This window comes from Marisediminicola sp. LYQ85 (assembly GCF_046600695.1).
Taxonomy (GTDB): Bacteria; Actinomycetota; Actinomycetes; order Actinomycetales; family Microbacteriaceae; genus Marisediminicola.
On sequence record NZ_JBKIWO010000002.1, the window covers coordinates 22616 to 44688 of the forward strand.

The window sequence follows — 22073 nt, forward strand, 5'->3', positions numbered from 1 at the left end:
AGAGATTCCGAACAAACACGAGCCGACCGCAATATGAAGGCGTGGATAGTCTGGGAGCGCAAAGAACAAGCATAGGTCTAAACGACTCGCCTTGTCCACCTGTTCCTTGACCAGATTCTGAGAATCGGCTATAAGGTGCCGCAACCGCCTCGTGGAGCACGCTCTACAGTCGGGATGTGGAACAAAACCCCTCGACCAAACTCGCTCTCAGCGGGCACCACGCGGAGATCACCCCCGACCGCTACGTTCCCGGGAGCTTCACCCTCACCGTCGACGGAACCCCGCAATCGCACGTGGATGTCGGCGACCCCACGCACCTCTTCTTCGAGTACGTGAGGCGCATCGGTCACGTCATCGACGAACTGCGCATGCCGGGCGAGCCCATCACCGCCGTGCACCTCGGCGCCGGCGCGTTCACCCTCCCCCGCTACGTCGAGGCGACGAGGCCGGGGTCGAGGCAGCAGGTCGTCGAGATCGAGAGCGACCTCGTCGACCTCGTGCGCTCCGCCCTCCCCCTCCCGAAGTCGGCGTCGATCCGCGTGCGTCACGGCGACGCCCGCGCCGTGGTCGAGAAACTCCCGCCAGGACTGCGGGGCACCGTCGACCTCGTGGTCGTCGACGTCTTCTCCGGGGCACGCACGCCCGCTCACGTGACGAGCCTCGAGTTCTATCGCGAGGTCGCGACGCTCCTGGCCCCGACGGGGGTCGTGGCCATCAACGTCGCCGACGGTCCGGGGCTCGCGTTCGTACGCGGGCAGGCCGCGACCCTGCAGACGGCGCTCGGCCACGTCGCGGCGCTCGCCGACGCCCAGGTGCTCAAGGGGCGACGGTTCGGCAACGTCGTGTTCGTGGCATCCGCCACCGAGCTCCCCCTCGACTGGATGCCGCGACTGCTCGCCGGCGGACCACACCCCTCGAAGGTCTTGAGCGGAACCGAACTCACCGAGTGGATCGCGGGAGCCCCCGTCGTGACCGACGCGACGGCGATCCCCTCGCCGCCGCCGTCGAAGAACATCTTCCAGACCAAACGCGGGTCGTAGCCCGGCGGCGCACCTCCGAATCGACCGGCAATGCCCCGATCGGCACCGGGTCTCGCGTGCCGCTCTTCGAGACTGGAGACTCGACGATCGCCCTGGAGGCACAGCATGCGCCGAGCACTCACCCCGACGACCGCCCTCGGCGGCGCGGCCCTCGCCCTCACCCTCGCGGTGAGCGGGTGCGCATCGCCGGCCGCAGAGCAGCCCACCCCCCTGCCGCCCGCGCCGTCTCCGAGCGAAACCACCGATGCGCCGGCCGCGGGGCCCGTCGAGCCGGTCGGCGAACCGAGCGTCGTCGCGACGGGTCTCGAGGCCCCGTGGTCCATCGCCCCGCTCGCCGACGGGTCGGCACTCGTGAGCGAACGCGACACCGCGATGATCACGAGCGTTTCGAGCGACGGCGAGGTGGCCGACGTCGGGGTGATCGACGGCGTCACCCCCGGAGGCGAGGGCGGGCTGCTCGGCATCGCGGTTCTCGAGGGCGAGAGGGAGAGCGACGGCGGCGACGACAGCGACGCCACCTGGCTCTACGCCTACTTCACGGCGAGCGCCGACAACCGCATCGTCCGGATGCCCCTCGACGCGGGGGCCGGGGGCGTGACCCTCGGCGCACCCGAGACCGTGCTCGAGGGCATCCCGAAAGCCAACACCCACAACGGCGGTCGCATCGCCTTCGGACCGGACGGACATCTCTATGCGACCGTCGGCGACGCCAACGTCACCGATGCGGCGCAAGACGTCTCGTCGCTGAGCGGCAAGATCCTGCGGATGACACCCGACGGTGCGACACCCGACGACAACCCGTTCGACGATTCGCTCGTCTACTCCCTCGGCCACCGCAACCCGCAGGGCATCGCGTGGGACGACGACGGCCGCCTGTGGGCATCGGAGTTCGGGCAGAACACGTGGGACGAGGTCAACCTCATCGAGCCCGGCGAGAACTACGGATGGCCCGTGGTCGAGGGCATCGGCGACGACCCCGCCTACGTCGACCCCGAATACCAGTGGTCGACCGACGAGGCGAGCCCGAGCGGGCTCGCGCACATCGGCGGCACCCTCTTCATGGCGGCGCTGCGGGGCGAGCGAGTGTGGGCTCTCTACCCCGACGCCGAGGAAGAGGTCGGAGACGGGGGCACCGTTCCGTATTTCCAGGGACAGTTCGGCCGCATCCGCGACGTGGCGGAGGGTCCGGACGGGTCGCTCTGGGTGCTCACCAACAACACCGACGGCCGGGGTGAGCCCCGAGACGGCGACGACCAGATCATCCGCGTTCAACTCGCACCGCTTGTCGCGGACTGAGCGACGAGCGCCCGGGTTACTCTCGTACAAATGATCAGCGACAGCTTTCACGACACCCCCGACGAGACCGCGGCCCGAGCGCGGCTCGACGAGCTGGGCACGGCGCGCAGCACCGCCGCCGTGGCCGAGCGGGCGGAACTCTTGCGTGTGCTGGGTCGACTCGACGACGCTCTCGCGATGGCCGAGGAGAGCTACCGGCTCGCGTTCTTCACGGGCGACCGCGAGCAGCTGACCGAGGCCAGACTGCGGCGAGCACGCGTGTTCCAAGATCAGGGCGCGCTCGAGCGTGCGCTCACCGAAGTGAAGGCGTGCCGCCAGACCGCGCACACCGAGAGCTGGGGCGAGCTCGAGGCATCCGCTCTCTATCAACTCGCGAGTGTTCTCGTCGACCTCGGAAAACTCGACGAGGCGCGCGAAGCCGTGTCGGAGCTCATCCGCTTGCGCGTGGCTCAGGGGGCACCCCCCGAACAACTCGAGGCGCTCGACGGGGCCCTCGAGCTCATCATGCGCCGCATGCTCATCGAGCCGGCGTGATGCTGCCGGCCACCACCGTGTCTTCGGTCAGCACTGTCGGGCGTCTCGGCTAGGTTCGACGCGTGGCTGAACTCGAACGCGTGCGGCACTGGGCCAACGCCCTCATCGCCCTGCACCTCGACGCGTCGTGGTCGTTCTCGTTCGACACCGCGAAGACGCGAGCCGGGCTCTGCAACTACACCCACAAGCGCATCTCGGTGTCGCGCTACCTCGCGGCTCGGTACGACGACGACGAGATCCACCAGGTGCTTCTGCACGAGGTGGCACACGCGATCGCCGGATCGAAGGCGGGTCACGGCGCGACCTGGAAGCGCATCGCCGCCGACCTCGGCTACGAGGGCAAACGTTTGCACGACGGCGCCATCGCCGACGAGTTCGCCCCGTGGGTGGGCACGTGTTCGAACGGTCACACGCACTACCGCTATCGCAAACCCGCTCGCGCCCTCGCGTGCGGTCGGTGCGCCAAACGGTTCGACCCGACCCACCTCATCACCTGGTCGGAGCGCTCGGTCGCCCGAGCGCCCCAACGCCGCGCCGCGGGATAGCCGCTACTCGGTGACCTTCACCTCTTTCCAGAAGGCCACGTAGTTGCTGTAGTCCTTGCCGACGCGGTCGAACGACGTCGGGTAGGGGGTCGGGTAGCTCCACGCGCGGTCGGGGAGCGACGTGTCGCCCGCCTTCACCGTGAAGTACTGCGTCTCACCCTTCCACGGGCACGTGTATGGGGTGGGCGACTTCTCGAGCAGCTCCTGGTTGACGCTCGACGGCGGGAAGTACCAGTTGCCCTCTATCGAGATGAGGTCGTCTTTCGGGGCCTCGGCGATGACGATTCCGTCGACTGTTGCCTTCATGGTCTCTCCTCGTTACCGGCACGCTCGAGGCGTGTCTCCTGGATGGGTGTGTGAGGTTCGAAACGCTAGGCTCGCGAGCTGAATTCCCGACGGGAATCGCCTCGTGCGGCAACTCATCGGCAGCGTCCGCTGCCCGAACTCGCATCCGCCGCGCACATCTGCCGGGCGGATGCCGAAACGGTCGGCGGATGCCGCGGCGAGCTCGGCGCGGCGACGGCTCGGGGTCGGGGTCGAGGTCGGGGTCGGGGCAGTGCCGCTCAGGCCGACGGGGCGTGCGCGACATCCGCCTCGGTCACCGAGTCGATCGCGATGGCCGCGTCGACGTCGGAGCGGCGACCTGCCGCGGTGCGCTCCCGGCCGCTCGCGCTCGCGCCGACGAGATGACCTGTCGCGTTGCGCAGCCCCGTGAAGGCCGCGGATGCCGCCGCGGCTTCCGGCGAGCAGTAGTCGATGCCGAGGTCGGCGAGAGCGTCGATCACGGCGCCCGCGGCCAAGAGGTCTTCGACGGCGAAGCGCACCGCACCGGTCGGCCATTCCTCCCCCGCGGCGACGACCGCGACGGCGAACCTGTCTCCCTTGTCTGCCTGCTGCGCGAGTACCCACGCGGCAACCGCGCTCTTGTTCGTAAGCCCCGCAGTGATTACGGGCGCGCCTCGTCCGTCGCGCGAGGCTCGGTCGAGATCGTCACGGAGGGCTGCGGATGAGGGCGACTCGAGCACGTCGACGAGCACGACGACATCGGCCCCCGTGCCGATCGCGGCGGCACCGTCACGCCCCCAGTCGAAGCGCACCTGGTACTGCTGCTGGGATGCGGAAGCCGTCGCGACGGTGGACGCTGGGGCAGGGGCAGGGGCAGGGGCAGGGGCTGGAGCGGTTTCAGGCACCGATCCACGCTAGCCGCGCGCCCGGCGCCGCGCCGTGACATGACACTGCGTGACGCTCTCGCAGCCGCACCGGCCACACTGAACCCATGCGCATCCTCCTCAAACTCGTTCTCGACTGCGATGTCGACGCCGCGTGGACCGCGGTGCGGTCGCCCGCGGTGTTCCAGCAGGTGTCGGCCCCGATCATGAGGTTCACCTCCCTCGAGCCGGGCGGCTACCCCGAGTCGTGGCCGGAGGGAGAGCATCCGGTCGCAGCGAAGGCATTCGGCCTCGTGCCCGTGGGCGAGCAGGTGATCCGCATCGGCATCCCGCCCGAGCGGGCCGGCGCCCGACTCGTCGTCGACACGGGCTACGGCGTGAGCGGCATCTTCACGACCGTGACCGCGTGGCACCACACCATGGCCGTCTCTCCGCTCGCCGACGGCCGCACCCTCTACCGCGACGAGCTGCGCTTCGAGGCGGGTCGGGTGACCGCTCTGCTGTGGCCCGTCTACTGGGTGTTCTGGCAGTGGCGCGCGCTGCGCATCTCCCAGCTCGCGCGCACCTGGCAGGCATAGCCGTGCGCTGCGGGGTTAGCCTCGAACGATGACCGCACTCGAGCTCGCCGACTGGCGTCGCAGCGTCTTCGCCCTCTACGCCGACATCCGCCGGGCGACCGACCTGCAGGCGGCTCACGATCAGTGGAGGCGCGAGCGCGACAGGCTCCTCGCCGAGCACCCGTCGAGCCCGTTGCTGCCGGAGGATCTGCTCGAGTTCACCGGCCTCCCGGTGAAACCGTACGACCCCGATTGGCGCTTCGAGGTGGAGGTCGAACCAGCCGAGATCGACCCCGAGACGGGCGGCGCACGCCGCATCGAGGTCGAGACGGGCACCGACGGCACCGTGCCGTTCGAACTCGTCGGGGTAGCGCACGTGCCCTCGGTCGGGAGCCTGGATGTCTGGCGCCTCGCGAGCTACGGGGGCGGACTCTTCCTGCCCGTGAAAGACGCACTCGCGGGAACCCCCGGCGGCACCTACGGCGGCGGCCGCTACCTCCTCGACACCGTCAAGGGCGCCGACCTCGGGCCGGGAGGCACCCCCGAGTCGCTCGTGCTCGACTTCAACTTCGCCTACAACCCGTCGTGCGCCTACGACCCGGCCTGGGCGTGCCCGCTCGCGCAGCCCGGCAACACGGTCGACGTCGAGATCCCCGTGGGCGAGCGCTACAGCGGTATCAGCGGGCACTGAGGGGCCACTGGCGGGCGACCAGCCGGCCGCGAACATCCGCGAGTGCTAGGCTGAGATCACTCGCGTGTTCATCACGAACACCGTGCGTCGTGGAACGCTTCCTCTTCTCGCCGCTCAGCATCACTCGCTGACAACGGTTCGTAGACACTTTCTTGCGGCGAACGATTGTGGCCATCGCCACCTTCGCCATCACACCATCGACGGTTCGACAGTCGTGCTTCTGCGCGCCGACACCCGGTATGGATCTGCCCGAAAGGCAAACATCTTGACCGAAACATCCTTCGGCGCGCTCGGCGTGCCGGCTCCCCTCGTCGCCGCGCTCACCGCAGCGGGCATCGACGCCCCCTTCCCCATCCAGCAGGACACCCTGCCGGACACCCTCTCCGGTCGCGACGTCCTCGGCCGTGGAAAAACGGGCTCGGGCAAGACCCTCGCCTTCTCGATCCCGATGATCGCGCGCCTCGGCGGCAAGCTCGCCGGCGGCAACCGCCGCGCGGGTCGGCCCCTCGGACTCGTGCTCGCCCCCACGCGCGAGCTCGCCACCCAGATCACGACCGCGATGGAGCCGCTCGCGGCCTCGTACGGCCTCAAGCTCACGACGATCTTCGGCGGCGTCTCACAGCAGCGCCAGGTCGCCGCGCTCAAGGCCGGCGTCGATATCGTCGTGGCCTGCCCCGGCCGACTCGAAGACCTCATGAAGCAGGGCTTCGTGTCGCTCGACGCCGTCGAGATCACGGTTCTCGACGAGGCCGACCACATGGCCGACCTCGGATTCCTCCCCGTCGTCACGCGCATCATGGACAAGACCCCGCAGAGCGGGCAGCGGATGCTGTTCTCCGCAACGCTGGACAACGGCGTCGACAAGCTCGTGCGCAAGTACCTCCACAACCAGGTGCTGCACTCGGTCGACGAGGCCACATCGCACGTCTCGGCGATGACCCACCACGTGTTCGAGGTCGAGTCGGTCGAAGCCAAGCGCCTGCTCATCGAGAAGCTCGCGTCGGGCACCGGTCGCCGCATCCTCTTCATGCGCACCAAACACCACGCCAAGAAGCTCGCGAAGCAGCTGACGGATGCCGGCATCCCCGCCGTCGACCTGCACGGCAACCTGTCGCAGCCGCAGCGCGATCGCAACCTCGCCGCGTTCTCCGACGGCACCTCGCGCGTTCTCGTCGCGACCGACGTCGCCGCCCGTGGCGTGCACGTCGACGACATCGAACTCGTGATCCACGTCGACCCGCCCGCCGAGCACAAGGCATATCTGCACCGCTCGGGTCGCACCGCTCGCGCGGGCAAGGAGGGCGAGGTCGTGACCCTCGTTCTGCCGACGCAGCGCAAAGACACGGCAGCGCTCTTGCGCAAGGCGGCCATCACGGTCACGCCTCAGCAGGTCACCGCGGACTCCGCGGCGGTCAGCGCCCTCGTGGGCGACGTCGCGGCCTACGTCACGCCCGCTCCTCGCGCCGCGGCGCCCGCACGCGGACAGTCGCAGGGCGGACGCTCGCAAGGTGCCAACGCGCAGCGCAAGCGCGCCAACCGCGACGGCGCTCCCGCCGGTGGTGGCCGCTCGGGCGGTCGTTCCGGTGGTGGCCGTTCCGGAGCCTCGGGCTCCGGCGCGGGTCGCCCCGAGCGTGCTGCGGCAGGTGGCTCACGCCCGTACTACAGCAGCGGCGACGCGCCGGCTTCGGGCCGTTCATCCGCCCCTCGCTCGAGCGACCGGTCGAATGACCGAAGCAACGACCGAACCAACGACCGCGCTGCGAGCTCGGATGCTGCACCCGCGCGCCGCTCGGGCGGACCCCGCCGCGCCGGAGCCCCCGGCGGTTCGGGCAAGCTCATGGTCGGCTCGGTCGTGCGCTCCAACGGTGGCGGACAGCGCCGCGGTGGCGGCGGCGGTCGCTGACCTCGAGCACTCGCTGCACCAGAACCAGCACCAACCAGAACTAGAACCAACCAGAACGGCCCCGGCGCGTTGCGTCGGGGCCGTTCTGTGGTTGCGGATAGCGAGCGTGCGCCGCTAGCCGAGCGCTCCGACCGACGCGAGGCCAGCGCGCACGAGGGCTCCGCGACCGCCCTCCATCTCGGCGGCGATGGCGTCGGATGCGGCATCCGCGGGGCTCATCCAGGTGAGCTCGAGGGCGTCTTGACGCGGGTCGCACGACCCCGTCACGGGCACGACGTAGGCGAGCGAGACCGCGTGCTGACGGTCGTCGCGGTACTGCGCGCCCGGGAACGGAAAGTATTCGGCGACCGAGAACGGCACGGCGCTCGCGGGCAGAAGCGGAAACGCCATCGGCCCGAGGTCCTTCTCGAGGTGGCGGAAGAGCGCGTCGCGGAGGGTCTCGCCGTACATCACGCGGCCCGACACGAGGCTGCGCGACATCGCGCCCGCAGCGTTCGCTCGCAAGAGCATGCCGACCTCGGTGATGCGCCCGAGACCGTCGACCCTCACGGGCATCGCCTCGACGTAGAGGATCGGGAGGCGGCGGCGGGTCTCGGCGAGCTCATCGTCGGAGAGCCAGCCAGAGTTCGGGTCGGGGGTGCCTACGGAGCTCATGCTCCATTCTTACCCGACTCCGCCGGTGTGAGCGCCACGGCCCCACCGCAGGCGGATGTCAGGGGTCTGCATGATGATGGGCAGGTGAGCTCTCCGCTCGATCTCTTCTCCCCCGCCACCCGCGAGTGGTTCGCGGGGGCGTTCCCCGCGCCCACCGACGCGCAAGCGGGAGCCTGGAACGCGATCTCGAGCGGGTCGCACGCTCTCGTCGTCGCCCCCACGGGTTCGGGCAAGACTCTCGCGGCATTCCTGTGGTCGATCGACCGCCTCGCGTCGTCGCCTGCCGCGACCGCCACGGCCGACGGCGAAGACGCCCCCCGCACCCGTGTGCTCTACATCTCGCCCCTCAAGGCCCTCGGTGTCGACGTCGAACGCAACCTCCGCGCCCCGCTCGTCGGGGTCACCCAGACCGCGAAGCGCCTCGGGATGTCGCCGCCCGACGTGACCGTGGGTGTGCGATCGGGCGACACGACGTCGAGTGATCGCCGCCTGCTGCAGCGCACGCCGCCAGACATCCTCATCACGACTCCCGAGTCGCTCTACCTCATGCTCACCTCGGCCGCGCGCGAGACGCTGCGCGGGGTGCAGACCGTCATCATCGACGAGGTGCACGCGGTCGCGGCGACGAAGCGCGGCGCCCACCTCGCCCTCTCGCTCGAGCGCCTCGACGCCATTCTCGACACCCCCGCGCAACGCATCGGTCTCTCGGCGACCGTGCGTCCTCGTGAAGAGGTCGCGCGCTTTCTCGCCGGCGACGCGCCCGTCACGATCGTCGCGCCCGAGGCGAACAAGAAGTTCGACCTCCGAGTGGTCGTGCCCGTCGACGACATGACCGAGCTCGGCACGGCACCCGTGCGCGAGGGCTCCGCCGCCGCGAGCAGCGAACCGCAGCAGGCATCCATCTGGCCGCACGTCGAAGAGAACATCGTCGACCGCATTCTCGAACACCGCTCCACCATCGTCTTCGCCAACTCGAGACGCCTGGCCGAGCGCCTCACCGCCAGGCTCAACGAGATCTTCGTCGAGCGGATGTCTGCGCCCGAGGTCGAGTCGGAGGGCGAACTGGTTGCGGTGGGGGGCGCGAACCAGACCGCCGTCGCAGGCTCCGTCGGCGCTGGCGTCGCGGGATCGCTTCGCGATCCTCAAAGCTCCAGCGCGGGCGTCGCAGAATCGCTTCGCGATTCTCATAGCTCCAGCGCGGGCGCCGAGCCCCTATTAGCCCGCGCCCACCACGGCTCCGTCTCGAAAGATCAGCGCGCGATCATCGAAGACGACCTCAAGAGCGGTCGCCTGCGCTGCGTCGTCGCGACCTCGTCGCTCGAGCTCGGCATCGACATGGGTGCCGTCGACCTCGTGATCCAGGTCGAGGCGCCGCCCTCGGTCGCGAGCGGCCTGCAGCGTGTCGGACGCGCCGGGCACCAGGTGGGAGAGGTGTCGCGCGGCATCATCTTTCCGAAACACCGTGCCGACCTCATCCACTCGGCCGTCGCGAGCGAACGCATGCTCTCGGGGCGCATCGAGGCCATCACCGTGCCGACCAACCCTCTCGACGTGCTCGCGCAGCAGACCGTCGCCGCCGTCGCCCTCGACACCCTCGATGTCGAGGAGTGGTTCGACACCGTTCGCCGCTCCGCGCCGTTCGCGAGCCTCCCCCGCAGCGCCTACGACGCCACCCTCGACCTCCTGAGCGGGCTCTACCCCTCCGACGAGTTTGCCGAACTGCGCCCCCGCATCGTCTGGGACCGCGTGAAGGGCACCATCACCGGCCGCCCCGGAGCGCAACGTCTCGCCGTGACGAGCGGCGGAACCATCCCCGACCGCGGGCTCTTCGGTGTGTTCATGGTCGGCTCCGACCCGACGAAGGGCAGCGGCGGTCGCGTCGGCGAGCTCGACGAGGAGATGGTCTACGAGTCGCGCGTCGGCGACGTCTTCGCCCTCGGCGCCACGAGCTGGAAGATCGAAGACATCACGCACGACCGCGTGCTCGTGACCCCCGCGTTCGGGCAACCGGGGCGCGTGCCGTTCTGGAAGGGCGACGGCCTCGGCAGGCCTGCCGAACTCGGTCGCGCGATCGGCGGGTACATCCGAGAGATCGCGTCGAGTTCTCTGGCGGATGCTCGCACCCGCATCGAAGCGGGAGGTCTCGACACTCGCGCCGTCACCAACCTCATCGCCTTCATCGACGACCAGAAGAAGGCGACGGGGCACGTTCCGAACGACCGCACCCTCGTGGTCGAGAGGTTCCGCGACGAGCTCGGCGACTGGCGCGTCATCCTGCACTCGCCGTACGGCATGCCGGTGCACGCGCCGTGGGCTCTCGCCGTGGGCGCGCGCATCCGCGACCAGTACGGACTCGACGGTGCCGCGATGGCGAGCGACGACGGCGTGATCGCGCGCATTCCCGACACCGACAGCGAACCCCCCGGGGCGGAGCTGTTCGTCTTCGACCCCGACGAGCTCGACGCCATCGTGACCGAGGAGGTCGGCGGTTCGGCCCTCTTCGCGTCGCGGTTCCGCGAGTGCGCGGCCCGCGCCCTGCTGCTCCCCCGCTACAACCCCGGCAAACGCTCGCCGCTGTGGCAGCAGCGCCAGCGCGCCTCGCAACTGCTCTCGGTCGCAGTGAAGTACCCGAGCTTTCCGATCGTTCTCGAAGCGGTGCGCGAGGTGCTTCAGGATGTCTACGACCTCCCGTCACTCATGGAGCTCACGCGCGCGATCGACAACCGCGCCATCCGCATCGTCGAAACCGAGACCGAGCAAGCGTCACCGTTCGCGCGCTCGATGCTCTTCGGCTACGTCGCGGCCTTCATGTACGAGGGCGACTCGCCCCTCGCCGAGCGACGGGCTGCCGCCCTCTCGCTCGACCCCGGCCTGCTCGCCGAACTCCTCGGTCGCGCCGAACTGCGCGAACTCCTCGACGCCGGGGTCATCGAACAGACCGAACTCGAGCTGCAGAGACTCGCACCCGACCGCCGCGCGAAAGGGGCGGAAGGTGTCGTCGACCTCTTGCGCATCCTCGGGCCACTGGACATCGACGAGATCGTCGAGCGCCTCGTTCCCGTCGCCGAGGGCGCCGTCGCCGACCCCGCGGTGACCCGTTCGGCGGTCGAGACCTGGCTCGGCGAACTCGCGACGGTCAATCGCGTGTGGCGCGCGGGCGCATCCCGCTGGGCCGTCATCGAAGATGCCGGCCGGTTGCGCGATGCGCTCGGCATCCCGCTCCCCATCGGCATCCCCACGGCCTTCATCGATCCGGTCGACGATCCGCTCGGCGACCTTGTGAGTCGATACGCCCGCACGCACGGGCCGTTCACCGTCGCCGACCTCGCCGACCGGCTCGGCATCGGAACGGCGATCGCCTCCGACGCGCTGCGCAGGCTCGAGAAGAAGCGCCGCGTGGTCGAGGGGGAGTTCCGCCCCGCCAGCACGGGGAGTGAGTGGTGCGACGCCGACGTGCTCCGCCGCTTGCGCAGCCGCTCCCTCGCGGCCCTGCGCCAGGATGTCGAACCCGTCGACGCCGCGACCCTCGGCCGGTTCCTCCCGTCGTGGCAGCACGTGAGTGAACCTCTGCGAGGAGTCGACGGGGTCGCGCAGGTGATCGACCAGCTCTCCGGTGTCGCGCTGCCGGCATCCGCGTGGGAGACCCTCGTGCTGCCCGCTCGCGTGCGCGACTACTCGCCCGTGATGCTCGACGAACTCACGGCGACGGGCGAAGTGATCTGGTCGGGCGCGGGATCGCTTCCGGGCGACGACGGATGGATCAGTCTGCACCTCGCCGACAGCGCTCCCGTGACCCTCGCGGAACCCACGGGCGACGAGACGACCGAGCTCCAGCGCGAGATCCTCGCGTCGCTCGCGGGCGGCGGGGCCTACTTCTTCCGGCAGCTCTCCAACTCGGTCGGGAGCACCGACGACAAAGCCCTCACGCTCGCCCTCTGGGATCTCGTGTGGTCGGGGCTCATCACGAACGACACGTTCTCGCCCCTGCGCGCCTACCTCGGTGGCGCTCCCGCCGCACGGCGCCCTGTGCCGCGGGCTCGCGCCTACCGTGGCCGCGCGCGCCCGATCCTGCCGACGCAGGGCGGAACGCCGAACGTCGCCGGGCGCTGGTCGCTCCTGCCCCTCGCCGAACCGGATGCCACCGTGCGGGGCCTCGCCCTCGGTGAGCTGCTGCTCGAGCGCCACGGCGTCGTCACGCGTGGCGCCGTCGCGAGCGAAGCCGTGCGCGGAGGCTTCAGCCTCGTCTACAAGGTGCTCAGTGGGTTCGAGGAGAGCGGTCGGGCCCGGCGGGGATACTTCGTCGAGGGGCTCGGCGCCGCGCAGTTCGCCACCGGTGCGACCGTCGACCGATTGCGCGCCTTCACGAGGCAGAGCGATGACGCCGATGACCTCGCCGCGGTGACCCTCGCGGCAACCGACCCCGCCAACCCCTACGGCGCAGCCCTGCCCTGGCCGGGCGCACCCGTGAGCGCGGAGAGCCCCGACGGTGCAGCCGCGCCGGCAGAGAAACGCGGCCACCGCCCCGGGCGCAAGGCCGGAGCCCTCGTGGTGCTCGTCGACGGCCGCCTCGTGCTCTACGTCGAGCGCGGCGGCAAGACGATGCTCACGTTCGGGGCGCCCGACAAGTTCATCGAGCCCGCGACGGCCTCGCTCGCGACGGCGGTGCGCCGCTCGCTCCGTCGACTGAGAGTCGAGAGGGTCGACGGGGACTTCGTCATCGGATCGCCCGTGGGCGACGCCCTCGTGGCCGCCGGGTTCTCCACGACACCGCAGGGGTTGAGGCTGCGTGCCTGAGGGCGACACCGTCTACCGCACCGCCAAGAACCTGCGCGCCGCCATCGAGGGTGCCGTGCTCACGCGGTGCGACATCCGGGTTCCGAAGTTCGCGACCGTCGATCTCACGGGTGAACGGGTCGACGAAGTCCTGAGCCGCGGCAAGCACCTGCTCATGAGGGTCGGGGATGTCAGCATCCACACGCACCTCAAAATGGAGGGATCGTGGCACCTCTACCGCCACGGCACCCGCTGGCGCAGACCCGCCCACTCGGCCCGGATCGTGCTCGAGACCACAGACTGGGTCGCGGTCGGCTACTCCCTCGGCATCACCGAAGTCGTCGATCGCGACGACGAGCACACCGTCGTCGGACATCTCGGGCCCGACCTGCTCGGCGACGACTGGAACGCCGACGAAGCCCTGCGCAGGCTCACCGCCGATCCCGACCGCGCCGTCGGACTCGCGCTGCTCGACCAGCGGGTTCTCGCGGGGCTAGGCAATGTCTATCGCGGCGAACTGTGCTTCTTGCGCGGGGTTCTGCCGACCCGGCCCGTCGGCACGATCGAGCACCCCGAGAAGATCATCGCGCTCGCCCACCGCCTCATCCACGCCAACAAAGACCGCGTCGAACGCACGACGACGGGCACCCTCCGCGGCGCGACCGACTGGGTCTACGGGCGCGCGGGCAAACCGTGCCTGCGCTGCGGCACCACGATTCTCGAGGGCCGGCTCGGCGAAACCGAACTGCAGGAGCGGGAGACCTTCTGGTGCCCGCGCTGCCAGACCTGATGGCGCGAGACCGTGTGCGTCGCCGGGCGGCGACACCGTGTCAGGCGCGGCGTGACCCCACCCGCAGCGAGTGCGCCGCGTAGACGAAGAGGATGCCGACGGCCGTCGCGAGACCGAGCAGGATCAGCATCGGGGCGAGAGCCGACGCCGTCTGCGACAGGTAGAAGTTGAATTCCGCGTTCGCCATCGTGGCTCCACCGGCGCTGTTGAGGGCAACCATGAGCTCAGGAATCCACACCGTCAACCACACACCGACGACGATGAAGACGACGCTGAGCACCCACAGCGCGATGAGGAACGGGTTGGTCGCGACCGACGAGCGCGCCGCGTCGTCGTCCGAATCGTCGCTTTCGACGTCGTCGACTCCGAAAGGATCGTCACCCGCGCGGTCGTCGTATGCGCCAGTGTTCGCGGATCGATCTGCATCGTCTCGCTCGACGGCCGCGCGATCATCGCGCGCATCGACGTCGCGGGTGCGGTGCGAGGGATGCGCGAGCGGAACCGGCGCGGGGGCGAACGTCGACGGGCCCCGCGCGGCACCCGCGGCGACCTCGTGACCGGGCTCGTGACCGGGCTCATGGCGAGGCTCATCGCCGGGCTCGTACCCGGGCTGGAACGCCGGGTCGAACCGCGGATCGAATCGGGCAGTGTCGGGGTCTCGCTCGGTCATGGATCGCCTCCGTCGAGCATCGAGTCTATGCGGCCCGGATGTTAGGTTGGCCTAAGTCGTGCTGGCGATACTGCGCCGGTTCTCTGACCGAAAGGGCGCATCGTCGTGAGCTACATCAAATCCCGTCTTCTCGACGAGAAGGGCTTCGTGATCCTGGACAGCTACGACCAGGCACGCGACCCGGATGAGTGGACGGCGCTCGACTACGTCGAATGGAAGTCGTCGGGCGACACGCGATTCGCCCCCCTCACGAGCGCGGCCGGAGAGGTCGAGGCCAACGGGTTCTGGAACCACACTCCCCCGCGCACCGACAAAGACGGTGTGTGGGTCGACGAACAAGTGGCGAAGGCCCCCATTCTCACGCGCCGCGCGAAGGAGCCCGGGGCCAATGTCGGCCGTTGCCGTGTGATCGAACTGCAGCCCAACGACTACGCGGGCACCGTCTACAACCTGCACCAAGACGACAACAACCGCCTCAACCCCGACGGCAGCGGGTGGATCGTTCGCGGGTTCTTCAACCTCAGCGACGACCCCGACTCGTTTCTCCTGCTGCGGGAGGACCGTTTCAATTCGGCCACCGAGATCCGCATCCCACTGCACGCGGGCGCCCAGATCATCGTCGACACGCAGCGTTTCTGGCACGCCGTCTGGCACGTCGGGCCCGAGCCGCGCTACTGCCTCATCACGTCGTGGGAGTCGGGGCCCGAGCTCGACGCCTACATCGAGAAGCACCACGGCCACAACGACCACACCAATCGGCACCTCGACGAGAAGCTCATCGACGAGGCCGGTGCGGAGATGCAGCGTCGGCTCGCTGAGCGTGCCGCGCTGCGTGTCGCCGAGGGTAGGGCGCAGAAGGAATCCGCGGCCGAAGGCTGACACTCGCCGCGCATAAGGGTTCGAAGACCCGCCGGATGTATTCGGGCGGCGAGTGAGCTCAGCGCCCCTGCCGGGGCCGCCGCGCGCGGGTCGGTCGCTTTCCCCGCGACTGCCCCGTGCGCGGCGACGCACTCTGAGCTGCCGCCTTCTTGGCGGCCGCCGCCTTCTTGGCGGAGGCCGTGGGGCGCTCGCTTGGAGCTGCCGGGGTCGCCCGCGAGCTGTTGGCGGTGCGTCCGCGCACGATTCCGATGAAGTCGTCGACGCGGTCGCGTGCGTCGTCGTCGAGCAGGTCGTCGCGCCAGACCAGGGCGACCCTCGTCGCGGGGGCGTCGGCGACGGGCACCGCCGCGACATCGCCGCGCGAGAACAGTCGAGCGATCGAGTGCGGCACGACCGTGACGGCGACCCCTGTCGCGACGAGTTCGACGGATGACGACCACTCGCCGTCGACGACGTTCTCGCCCTCGAGGTCGGCGAGCGTGACGGAGTCGGCTCCCGCGAAGCGGTGGTCTTCGGGCACGACGACGACCGCGACCTCCTCATAGAGGGGAATGGCGTTGAGACCGTCGGTGTCGACAGGCAATCTCACGAAGCAGACATCCGCGTCTCCGGTGAGAACGGCGTCGAGCTGCGTCTGCGGCGCCGTGCGCACGACGTCGAGGGGGATGTCGCTGCGCTCGTGCCACGCGCGCGTCCACCGGGTGAGGGTGACACCGGGCACCGCGGCGACGACGAAAGTGAGCGGTTCGGAGCGCACCGGGCCTCCCGCCACGACCGATCGGGCCGTCTGCATCCGATCGACCTCAGGCTAGACCATGTGGGCACGGAAGCACGGAGGCGTCGCAGTACGCTGGCACCATGGCCGCCAACACGACACCGCAGACGATGAAGCCCGAAACCGCCGCCAAGAAGCTCGGGATCTTTCTGCCCGCGGCACCCGAGGAGTTCCGCTCGGCGCCGGTGACGCGCGACGAGTTCAACTCGCTGCTCGAGTCGCCGCCGGAGTGGCTCGTCGAACTCCGCAAGAACGGCCCGCACCCGCGTGACGTCGTCGCCCACAAGCTCGGTATCTCGAACAGCGGCCTCGCCCGCTCAGGTGTGACCGACGCGCTCACGACCGAGGAGATCCAAGCCCTCCTGCAGGAGAAGCCCGAGTGGCTCGTCGAGGAGCGCGCCACGCACGCCGAGGTTCAAGACGAGAACGCGAGGGTCAAGGCCCTCAACGCCTACAAGCGTTCGCGCGCCGCCGAGCAGGCCGACGCCGAGCCGACGAAAGCCGACGCCGACGGGCGCGGCAACCGCGCTCCCAAGTAGCGGAAACCCGACTGCGCAGCCCGCCGGAGTCAGCTCACACGTCTTCGGGCGAACCGGGCTTGGGGTGACCGGGGATCGAGTCGCCGCTGAGGTTGAGTTCGCTCGGGTCGACCTCGATGTCGCCGACGTCGTCGGGCCCTCCGGTTCCGGGGAGCACTTCGATCTGATCCTCGTCGACCTCGGCGTCGTCTGTCGCGGTCGTCGACTGGTCGTTCTGCTTGGCCTGGATGTCGCGTTCGCTCGCGGGCGACGTGGTGGTCTCGTCGTCGACGGCGCCGTAGGCGCGGCTGTCGTCGTCACTCGCCGCCGTATCGTGCACCGGGTTGTTGAGATCGCTGCTGCTGGTGTCGCTCATGGTTGTGTCCTCACGGTCGTGATGGGTGTTGTCGTGATCGTCGTCGTGGTGATCGTCGTCGTACGGATCGACGCTACGCGGCAGACCCCACGGCCGGCAGCCCTCGACCTGGCCGGGTTTCGGCCATAGCATCCGACTCGCGGCATCCGGCTCGCAGGTTCAGAACGGCGGCGGTTCGGCGCCCGCCGTTGCCGCCGGTGGCGGGAGCGGATGTCGCGCGTACGACGAACCGGCAGGTCTCGTCGCGGAATCTGAGGTAGCGCTTCAAGTCGGGCGGCACCGCGTAGCGGTCTTTGCCGAACGAGAGCACGACTCCGGCCTCGGGGTGGGTGAGGATGCGGGTGGATGCTCGACGGGGGTGCGGAGTTCGCCCTCGGATGCGCCGGGGGAAGCAACCGTCCGTCCTCGAGAAGAGTGTCGGTGAGGACATCCGCCATTACCTGGGCGAGGGTGCGGGTCTCGCCCTCGACTGCGAGGCCGCGCGCGGTGGCGTGGAGCTCATTGCCGATGGCGACGAGCTCGGGGTTCGGCAGGTAGGCACTCAACCAGCCCATGCCGTCGCGACCGGGTTCGATGACGACCTCGCGGTCACGCCGCGCCCTCTCGTGTTGCTCGGCGATCGGCAACGCGAGGTGCTCGAAGCGAGCGCGCTCGGCGTCGTTCAAGCCTGCCGCTTCGTCGGCCATGATCGTGGCGTGGCGTTCCGTCACGCGGCCGGCGCGAAGCATCGCCATCGTGTTCGGGAGGTTCTCGACGAGGATGCGTGCGCGCCCCATGAGCGTCTCCGCGGCGCGCTCCGAGATCGAGAGAGCCGCGGCGAGCTCCGCCCTCAGGGGCCGCGAGAACATCCCGGCCCCGGTCGCGACGGGCGGCCGCAGACTCGAGGCGGTGGCGACGGAAGAGGTCGTCAGGCACGTCGTCGGGGCTCACGAATGCGCCCCTCGTGTCGACCAGGATCTCTGCTCTCATGCTCAAAGTGAAGCGACCACCACCGACATTCGTGCCCGCCGTCGACACTCGGGCGAACCCGGCGCGACATAGCATTTTCTCTATGCCCCTCACCCCCGAATTGCTCGACCTGCTCCGGCGACCGAGCCCCTGTTTTCTCTCGACCCTCATGGCCGACGGGTCGCCGCAAGTGACCGAGACCTGGGTCGACACCGACGGCGAGCACGTGCTCATCAACACCGTCGTCGGGTACCTCAAGGTGCGCAACGTCGAGCGCGACCCGCGGGTGGCGCTCGCGATTCAAGACCCGCGCAATCCGTTCCGCTACATCCAGGTGCGCGGGCGCGTCGTCGGCCTCGACACGGACGGCGGCGCAGAGAGCATCGAGGCCCTGTCGCAGAAGTACACGGGGCGCCCCTACCCCTGGTACGGCGGGCGAGACCAGCAGCGCGTGGTCCTGGCTATCGAGGCGGAGAAGATCAGCGGCCAGGGCTGACCGGCGCCCCGGCGGGCGGCTCGACGGGCTGCTCGACGGGCGGCCCCACGCTCAGCAGGATCTTGCCGATGTGCGCCGACGACTCCATGCGTTCGTGAGCGGCCGACGCCTCGGCGAGCGCGAAGACCGAGTCGATGATCGGTTGCACGCGACCCGACTCGATGAGCGGCCACAGCTTCTCGGCGACGGCGGCGACGATCTGCGCGCGCTCCCCGATCGGCCGCGACCGCAGGGTGGTCGCCCACACGCGCCCGCGCACGCGCATGAGGGCGCCGACATCCAGCGTGCTCTCGTCGCCGCTCTGGTTGGCGATGACCATGATTCGCCCGCCGATCGCGAGGCAGCGGATGTCGCGCGCGATGTAGTCGCCGCCCACCATGTCGAGCACGACGTCGACGCCCGCGCCGTCGGTGAGGCGGGCGACGGCCTCGACGAAATCCTCGTCGCGATATCGGATGCCCGCGGCCCCGAGCGACTCGACGACCGCGACCTTCTCGGCACTCCCGGCCGTCGCGATCACCCGGCAGCCGAGCGCGACACCGACCTGGATCGCCATCGTGCCGATACCGCTCGACCCGCCGTGCACGAGGAGGGTGTCGCCGTGCGCGAGCCCGGCGTTCATGACGAGGTTCGACCACACGGTGGCCGCGACCTCGGGTAGCGCCGCGGCGCTCTCGACCGTGACCCCGCGCGGCACCGGCAGCACGAGGCGCTCGTCGACGACGACCGACTCGGCGTAGCCGCCCCCCGAGACGAGCGCACAGACCTCATCGCCGACGGCGAAGCCCGTGACCGAACCGCCGACGGCGGAGACCGTTCCCGACACCTCGAGTCCCGGCCAGTCCGGCGCTCCCGGCGGAGGCGGGTAGACCCCGCGACGTTGCGCGAGGTCGGCACCGTTGATGCCCGCCGCCACGACGGCGATGCTCACATCCGTGTCGCCGACCGGGGGTGTCGGGATGTCGGCGAGCTGCAGCACGTCGGCTCCGCCCGGCTGCGTGATGACTACGGCGCGCATGGTGTTCTCTCTGCGGGGTGGTGGGTGGGGCGGTCTTGGCGGGCAGGCACGTCACACACCGTCGACGTAGAACCATCGGCCGTCGATTTTTGCGAAGGCGCTGTTCTCGTGCTGTTCGATGCGCTCGCCGTGACGTCGCGAGTGCGCGACGAACTCCACGGTGCCCTCGGTGTCGAGCATGCCCCCGCGCGTCGTCGAGAGGATGTCGAGCCGGAAGAACGACTGCTCGGGGTCGAGCTCGAGCGTCGGCGGACGAGTCGACGGATGCCACGACTCGAGCACGTAGCGGGCATCGCCGAGGGCGTAGGCCGTGAACCGCGACCGCATGAGTCGCAGGGCGCTCGGCGCGGGCGCAGCTCCCGCGATGATCGGCCCGCAGCACTCGCCGAGGGGGAAGCCGCTGAGGCACGGGCAGCGCCGGGTGTCATCGATCGGGTCCACCCCTCGAGGCTAGCGCTGCTCCCGCACGACGACTCAGTGGTTGTTGATGTCGTTGACGTCGTAGAGCATCCGGTTGTTGTCGACGACGGCGACCGAGCCGGTGTCGAGCTCGACCGTCTCGATCTCCTCGAGGGTCACGGCGATTCCGGGGCTCACGAGGGTGCTGACCCGGCCTCTTCCGGCCGCACTGAATTCGACGAAGTCGCCACCCTGGCGCACCGCCGCGGCGACCGCGGACTTCAGTTCCGCGACGTCCTGTTCTTTCATGAGGTAGTACTCGCGCGTTTGGACGAGCAGTCTGTAGGCAGTCACGGGTCTCCTTCCGAGGAGTTTCCCCGACCCTACGCCTCCTCCTCGACGAGCCACACCAGTTGACAGACGGCCCTCTCGGTGCCCCTAGTCGGTGCCGCTGTCGAAAGCGGCGCTCTCGGATGCCGCATCCGTCGCCCGGTCGAGGCGATCCGCCGCGGCATCCGCGGGCTCCACCGCCCCCGCGATCTGAGCGCCGGCCCCGACCTCGAGCTCGCCGACGAGCTCGCCCGTGGCGCCGCCGATGAGGCCGGCGGCGGCGTACTGCTCGAGGCGCGTGCGCGAGTCGGCGATGTCGAGGTTGCGCATCGTGAGCTGACCGATGCGGTCGTCGGGGCCGAACGCGGCGTCGCCGACGCGCTCCATCGACAGCTTGTCGGGCTCGTAGCTGAGGGCGGGGCCCGTCGTGTCGAGGATCGTGTAGTCGTCGCCACGGCGCAGGCGCAGAGTCACTTCACCCGTGACCGCCGATCCGACCCAGCGCTGAATCGACTCGCGCAGCATGAGCGACTGCGGGTCGAGCCAACGACCCTCGTACATGAGGCGGCCGAGTCGGCGACCCTCGGTGTGGTAGCTCGCGACGGTGTCTTCGTTGTGGATGGCGTTGAGGAGGCGCTCGTAGACGATGTGGAGGAGCGCCATTCCCGGCGCCTCGTAGATGCCCCGGCTCTTGGCCTCGATGATGCGGTTCTCGATCTGGTCGGAGACGCCGAGGCCGTGACGACCACCGATGGTGTTCGCCTCGAGCACGAGCGCGACAGGGTCGCTGAACTCGATGCCGTTGATCGCGACGGGACGACCGGCCTCGAAGCGCACCGAGACCTCCTCGGTCGCGACCTCGACGTCGTCACGCCACGCCGCGACACCCATGATGGGGTTGATGAGGTCGAGGCCCGACGAGAGCTCTTCGAGCCTCTTGGCCTCATGGGTGGCGCCCCAGATGTTGGCGTCGGTGCTGTAGGCCTTCTCGACCGAGTCGCGGTAGGGGAAGCCGCGGGCGACGAGCCACTCGCTCATCTCGGTGCGGCCGCCGAGCTCGCGCACGAAGTCGGAGTCGAGCCACGGCTTGTAGATGCGCAGTCGCGGGTTGGCGAGCAGACCGTAGCGGTAGAAGCGCTCGATGTCGTTGCCCTTGTAGGTCGATCCGTCACCCCAGATGTCGACGCCGTCGTCTTTCATGGCGCGCACGAGAAGAGTGCCCGTGACGGCACGACCGAGAGGTGTCGTGTTGAAGTAGGTCTTGCCGCCCGAGCGGATGTGGAACGCGCCGCACTGCAGCGCGACGAGCCCCTCTTCGACGAGCGCCGACTTCGCGTCGACGAGTCTCGCGACCTCCGCGCCGTACTCTTTCGCGCGATCGGGCACGACATCGATGTCCGGTTCGTCGTACTGCCCGATGTCCGCCGTGTAGGTGCACGGCACGGCACCCTTCTCACGCATCCACGCGACCGCGCACGAGGTGTCGAGACCTCCCGAGAACGCGATACCGACTCGCTCACCGACGGGGAGACTGCTCAAGACTTTGGACATAAGGAGAACTCTATTGAGTTCTCGAGCAGCGGTTCGCGCGAGCACCGCTTTCCACGACGGCCCCGTAGCCCAGCCCGGCTGAGCGACGGCGCGGGCGGCCGTGAGTATGCGCGTTTGGGTGCGCGGCGCAAGGGGATGGCCGAAGCCCGCGAGTGCGCGCA

General features: G+C 69.6%; 23 protein-coding genes. 12 read left to right on the forward strand and 11 right to left on the reverse strand.

Annotated elements, in window-relative coordinates; all coding sequences use genetic code 11:
• The first annotated feature begins 176 nt into the window (after positions 1-176).
• From ACLHG5_RS08360 to ACLHG5_RS08375, 4 genes are all read left to right on the forward strand, one after another.
• Positions 177-1040: a spermidine synthase gene (locus tag ACLHG5_RS08360; RefSeq protein ID WP_411318443.1), complete on the forward strand. Its 864-nt coding sequence runs from the start codon at positions 177-179 to the stop codon at positions 1038-1040.
• 105 nt (positions 1041-1145) lie between these two features.
• Entirely contained in the window at positions 1146-2336 is a 1191-nt protein-coding gene (locus ACLHG5_RS08365) for a PQQ-dependent sugar dehydrogenase (RefSeq protein ID WP_411317243.1), read from the forward strand.
• Between the two features lie 30 nt (positions 2337-2366).
• Positions 2367-2870, forward strand: coding sequence for a hypothetical protein (locus ACLHG5_RS08370; protein ID WP_411317242.1), 504 nt, complete (start codon positions 2367-2369; stop codon positions 2868-2870).
• Between the two features lie 62 nt (positions 2871-2932).
• Positions 2933-3415 (forward strand): SprT-like domain-containing protein, encoded by a 483-nt coding sequence (locus ACLHG5_RS08375; protein ID WP_411317241.1) that lies wholly within the window; start codon positions 2933-2935, stop codon positions 3413-3415.
• A 3-nt stretch (positions 3416-3418) separates the two neighbouring features.
• On the opposite strand, the gene ACLHG5_RS08380 is transcribed toward ACLHG5_RS08375, so the two are convergent.
• Together ACLHG5_RS08380 and ACLHG5_RS08385 are read right to left on the reverse strand one after the other, a co-directional pair.
• On the reverse strand, positions 3419-3721 hold the full coding sequence (locus ACLHG5_RS08380) for a DUF427 domain-containing protein (RefSeq protein ID WP_411317240.1): 303 nt from the start codon (positions 3719-3721) through the stop codon (positions 3419-3421).
• Positions 3722-3978: 257 nt separating this feature from the next.
• Positions 3979-4605 (reverse strand): 2-phosphosulfolactate phosphatase, encoded by a 627-nt coding sequence (locus tag ACLHG5_RS08385; RefSeq protein ID WP_411318444.1) that lies wholly within the window; start codon positions 4603-4605, stop codon positions 3979-3981.
• An 86-nt stretch (positions 4606-4691) separates the two neighbouring features.
• Between ACLHG5_RS08385 and ACLHG5_RS08390 the strand changes: the two genes are divergently transcribed.
• The 3 genes from ACLHG5_RS08390 (at position 4692) to ACLHG5_RS08400 (ending at position 7735) form a co-directional block, all read left to right on the forward strand.
• Positions 4692-5162, forward strand: a complete 471-nt coding sequence (locus ACLHG5_RS08390; RefSeq protein ID WP_411318445.1) for a hypothetical protein — start codon at positions 4692-4694, stop codon at positions 5160-5162.
• Positions 5163-5190: 28 nt separating this feature from the next.
• Complete coding sequence (locus ACLHG5_RS08395; RefSeq protein WP_411318446.1) at positions 5191-5832, forward strand: DUF1684 domain-containing protein; 642 nt, start codon at positions 5191-5193, stop codon at positions 5830-5832.
• Between the two features lie 265 nt (positions 5833-6097).
• A complete protein-coding gene (locus ACLHG5_RS08400) occupies positions 6098-7735 on the forward strand; it encodes a DEAD/DEAH box helicase (RefSeq protein ID WP_411318447.1) in 1638 nt (545 codons plus the stop codon).
• 114 nt (positions 7736-7849) lie between these two features.
• Here ACLHG5_RS08400 and ACLHG5_RS08405 read toward each other — a convergent pair whose 3' ends face one another.
• Positions 7850-8389, reverse strand: a complete 540-nt coding sequence (locus ACLHG5_RS08405; RefSeq protein ID WP_411317235.1) for a DUF4916 domain-containing protein — start codon at positions 8387-8389, stop codon at positions 7850-7852.
• Between the two features lie 84 nt (positions 8390-8473).
• Between ACLHG5_RS08405 and ACLHG5_RS08410 the strand changes: the two genes are divergently transcribed.
• Complete coding sequence (locus ACLHG5_RS08410; protein WP_411318448.1) at positions 8474-13183, forward strand: ATP-dependent helicase; 4710 nt, start codon at positions 8474-8476, stop codon at positions 13181-13183.
• Positions 13176-13952 (forward strand): DNA-formamidopyrimidine glycosylase family protein, encoded by a 777-nt coding sequence (locus ACLHG5_RS08415; RefSeq protein WP_411318449.1) that lies wholly within the window; start codon positions 13176-13178, stop codon positions 13950-13952. Before ACLHG5_RS08410 ends, ACLHG5_RS08415 begins: the two co-directional genes overlap by 8 nt.
• Positions 13953-13992: 40 nt before the next feature.
• Here ACLHG5_RS08415 and ACLHG5_RS08420 read toward each other — a convergent pair whose 3' ends face one another.
• Entirely contained in the window at positions 13993-14622 is a 630-nt protein-coding gene (locus ACLHG5_RS08420; protein WP_411318450.1) for a hypothetical protein, read from the reverse strand.
• Positions 14623-14727: 105 nt separating this feature from the next.
• On the opposite strand from ACLHG5_RS08420, the gene ACLHG5_RS08425 reads away from it, so the two are divergent.
• Positions 14728-15501 (forward strand): hypothetical protein, encoded by a 774-nt coding sequence (locus ACLHG5_RS08425; RefSeq protein ID WP_411318451.1) that lies wholly within the window; start codon positions 14728-14730, stop codon positions 15499-15501.
• Positions 15502-15559: 58 nt separating this feature from the next.
• On the opposite strand, the gene ACLHG5_RS08430 is transcribed toward ACLHG5_RS08425, so the two are convergent.
• Entirely contained in the window at positions 15560-16294 is a 735-nt protein-coding gene (locus tag ACLHG5_RS08430; RefSeq protein ID WP_411318452.1) for a LysR family transcriptional regulator substrate-binding protein, read from the reverse strand.
• Between the two features lie 65 nt (positions 16295-16359).
• Between ACLHG5_RS08430 and ACLHG5_RS08435 the strand changes: the two genes are divergently transcribed.
• Entirely contained in the window at positions 16360-16815 is a 456-nt protein-coding gene (locus ACLHG5_RS08435; RefSeq protein WP_411317229.1) for a DUF5997 family protein, read from the forward strand.
• Between the two features lie 34 nt (positions 16816-16849).
• Here ACLHG5_RS08435 and ACLHG5_RS08440 read toward each other — a convergent pair whose 3' ends face one another.
• Together ACLHG5_RS08440 and ACLHG5_RS08445 are read right to left on the reverse strand one after the other, a co-directional pair.
• Positions 16850-17170: a hypothetical protein gene (locus tag ACLHG5_RS08440; protein ID WP_411317228.1), complete on the reverse strand. Its 321-nt coding sequence runs from the start codon at positions 17168-17170 to the stop codon at positions 16850-16852.
• Positions 17167-18018 carry a hypothetical protein gene (locus ACLHG5_RS08445; RefSeq protein ID WP_411318453.1) on the reverse strand — a complete coding sequence of 284 codons (852 nt, stop codon included), beginning with the start codon at positions 18016-18018 and terminating at the stop codon, positions 17167-17169. Before ACLHG5_RS08445 ends, ACLHG5_RS08440 begins: the two co-directional genes overlap by 4 nt.
• Positions 18019-18221: 203 nt before the next feature.
• Between ACLHG5_RS08445 and ACLHG5_RS08450 the strand changes: the two genes are divergently transcribed.
• Positions 18222-18614 (forward strand): PPOX class F420-dependent oxidoreductase, encoded by a 393-nt coding sequence (locus ACLHG5_RS08450; RefSeq protein WP_411317226.1) that lies wholly within the window; start codon positions 18222-18224, stop codon positions 18612-18614.
• Here the strand turns inward: ACLHG5_RS08450 and ACLHG5_RS08455 are convergent.
• From ACLHG5_RS08455 to argG, 4 genes are all read right to left on the reverse strand, one after another.
• Complete coding sequence (locus ACLHG5_RS08455; RefSeq protein WP_411318454.1) at positions 18598-19632, reverse strand: NAD(P)H-quinone oxidoreductase; 1035 nt, start codon at positions 19630-19632, stop codon at positions 18598-18600. The genes ACLHG5_RS08450 and ACLHG5_RS08455 overlap by 17 nt on opposite strands.
• A 51-nt stretch (positions 19633-19683) precedes the next feature.
• Positions 19684-20073, reverse strand: a complete 390-nt coding sequence (locus tag ACLHG5_RS08460) for a YchJ family protein (RefSeq protein WP_411317224.1) — start codon at positions 20071-20073, stop codon at positions 19684-19686.
• Positions 20074-20106: 33 nt separating this feature from the next.
• Positions 20107-20385: a hypothetical protein gene (locus ACLHG5_RS08465; RefSeq protein ID WP_411318455.1), complete on the reverse strand. Its 279-nt coding sequence runs from the start codon at positions 20383-20385 to the stop codon at positions 20107-20109.
• Positions 20386-20469: 84 nt separating this feature from the next.
• The gene (gene argG, locus ACLHG5_RS08470) at positions 20470-21912 is read right to left on the reverse strand and encodes an argininosuccinate synthase (RefSeq protein WP_411317222.1); all 1443 of its coding nucleotides are present in this window, start codon (positions 21910-21912) and stop codon (positions 20470-20472) included.
• Between the last annotated feature and the right edge of the window lie 161 nt (positions 21913-22073).

Excerpts from the sequence above, each read along its gene's own strand:
- ACLHG5_RS08365 (WP_411317243.1), top strand. The coding sequence starts at position 1,146 with ATGCGCCGAGCACTCACCCCGACGACCGCCCTCGGCGGCGCGGCCCTC.
- ACLHG5_RS08370 (WP_411317242.1), top strand. The coding sequence starts at position 2,367 with ATGATCAGCGACAGCTTTCACGACACCCCCGACGAGACCGCGGCCCGA.
- ACLHG5_RS08380 (WP_411317240.1), bottom strand. The coding sequence starts at position 3,721 with ATGAAGGCAACAGTCGACGGAATCGTCATCGCCGAGGCCCCGAAAGAC.
- ACLHG5_RS08390 (WP_411318445.1), top strand. The coding sequence starts at position 4,692 with ATGCGCATCCTCCTCAAACTCGTTCTCGACTGCGATGTCGACGCCGCG.
- ACLHG5_RS08395 (WP_411318446.1), top strand. The coding sequence starts at position 5,191 with ATGACCGCACTCGAGCTCGCCGACTGGCGTCGCAGCGTCTTCGCCCTC.
- ACLHG5_RS08405 (WP_411317235.1), bottom strand. The coding sequence starts at position 8,389 with ATGAGCTCCGTAGGCACCCCCGACCCGAACTCTGGCTGGCTCTCCGAC.
- ACLHG5_RS08420 (WP_411318450.1), bottom strand. The coding sequence starts at position 14,622 with ATGACCGAGCGAGACCCCGACACTGCCCGATTCGATCCGCGGTTCGAC.
- ACLHG5_RS08430 (WP_411318452.1), bottom strand. The coding sequence starts at position 16,294 with ATGCAGACGGCCCGATCGGTCGTGGCGGGAGGCCCGGTGCGCTCCGAA.
- ACLHG5_RS08435 (WP_411317229.1), top strand. The coding sequence starts at position 16,360 with ATGGCCGCCAACACGACACCGCAGACGATGAAGCCCGAAACCGCCGCC.
- ACLHG5_RS08440 (WP_411317228.1), bottom strand. The coding sequence starts at position 17,170 with ATGAGCGACACCAGCAGCAGCGATCTCAACAACCCGGTGCACGATACG.
- ACLHG5_RS08445 (WP_411318453.1), bottom strand. The coding sequence starts at position 18,018 with ATGTTCTCGCGGCCCCTGAGGGCGGAGCTCGCCGCGGCTCTCTCGATC.
- ACLHG5_RS08450 (WP_411317226.1), top strand. The coding sequence starts at position 18,222 with ATGCCCCTCACCCCCGAATTGCTCGACCTGCTCCGGCGACCGAGCCCC.
- ACLHG5_RS08455 (WP_411318454.1), bottom strand. The coding sequence starts at position 19,632 with ATGCGCGCCGTAGTCATCACGCAGCCGGGCGGAGCCGACGTGCTGCAG.
- argG (WP_411317222.1), bottom strand. The coding sequence starts at position 21,912 with ATGTCCAAAGTCTTGAGCAGTCTCCCCGTCGGTGAGCGAGTCGGTATC.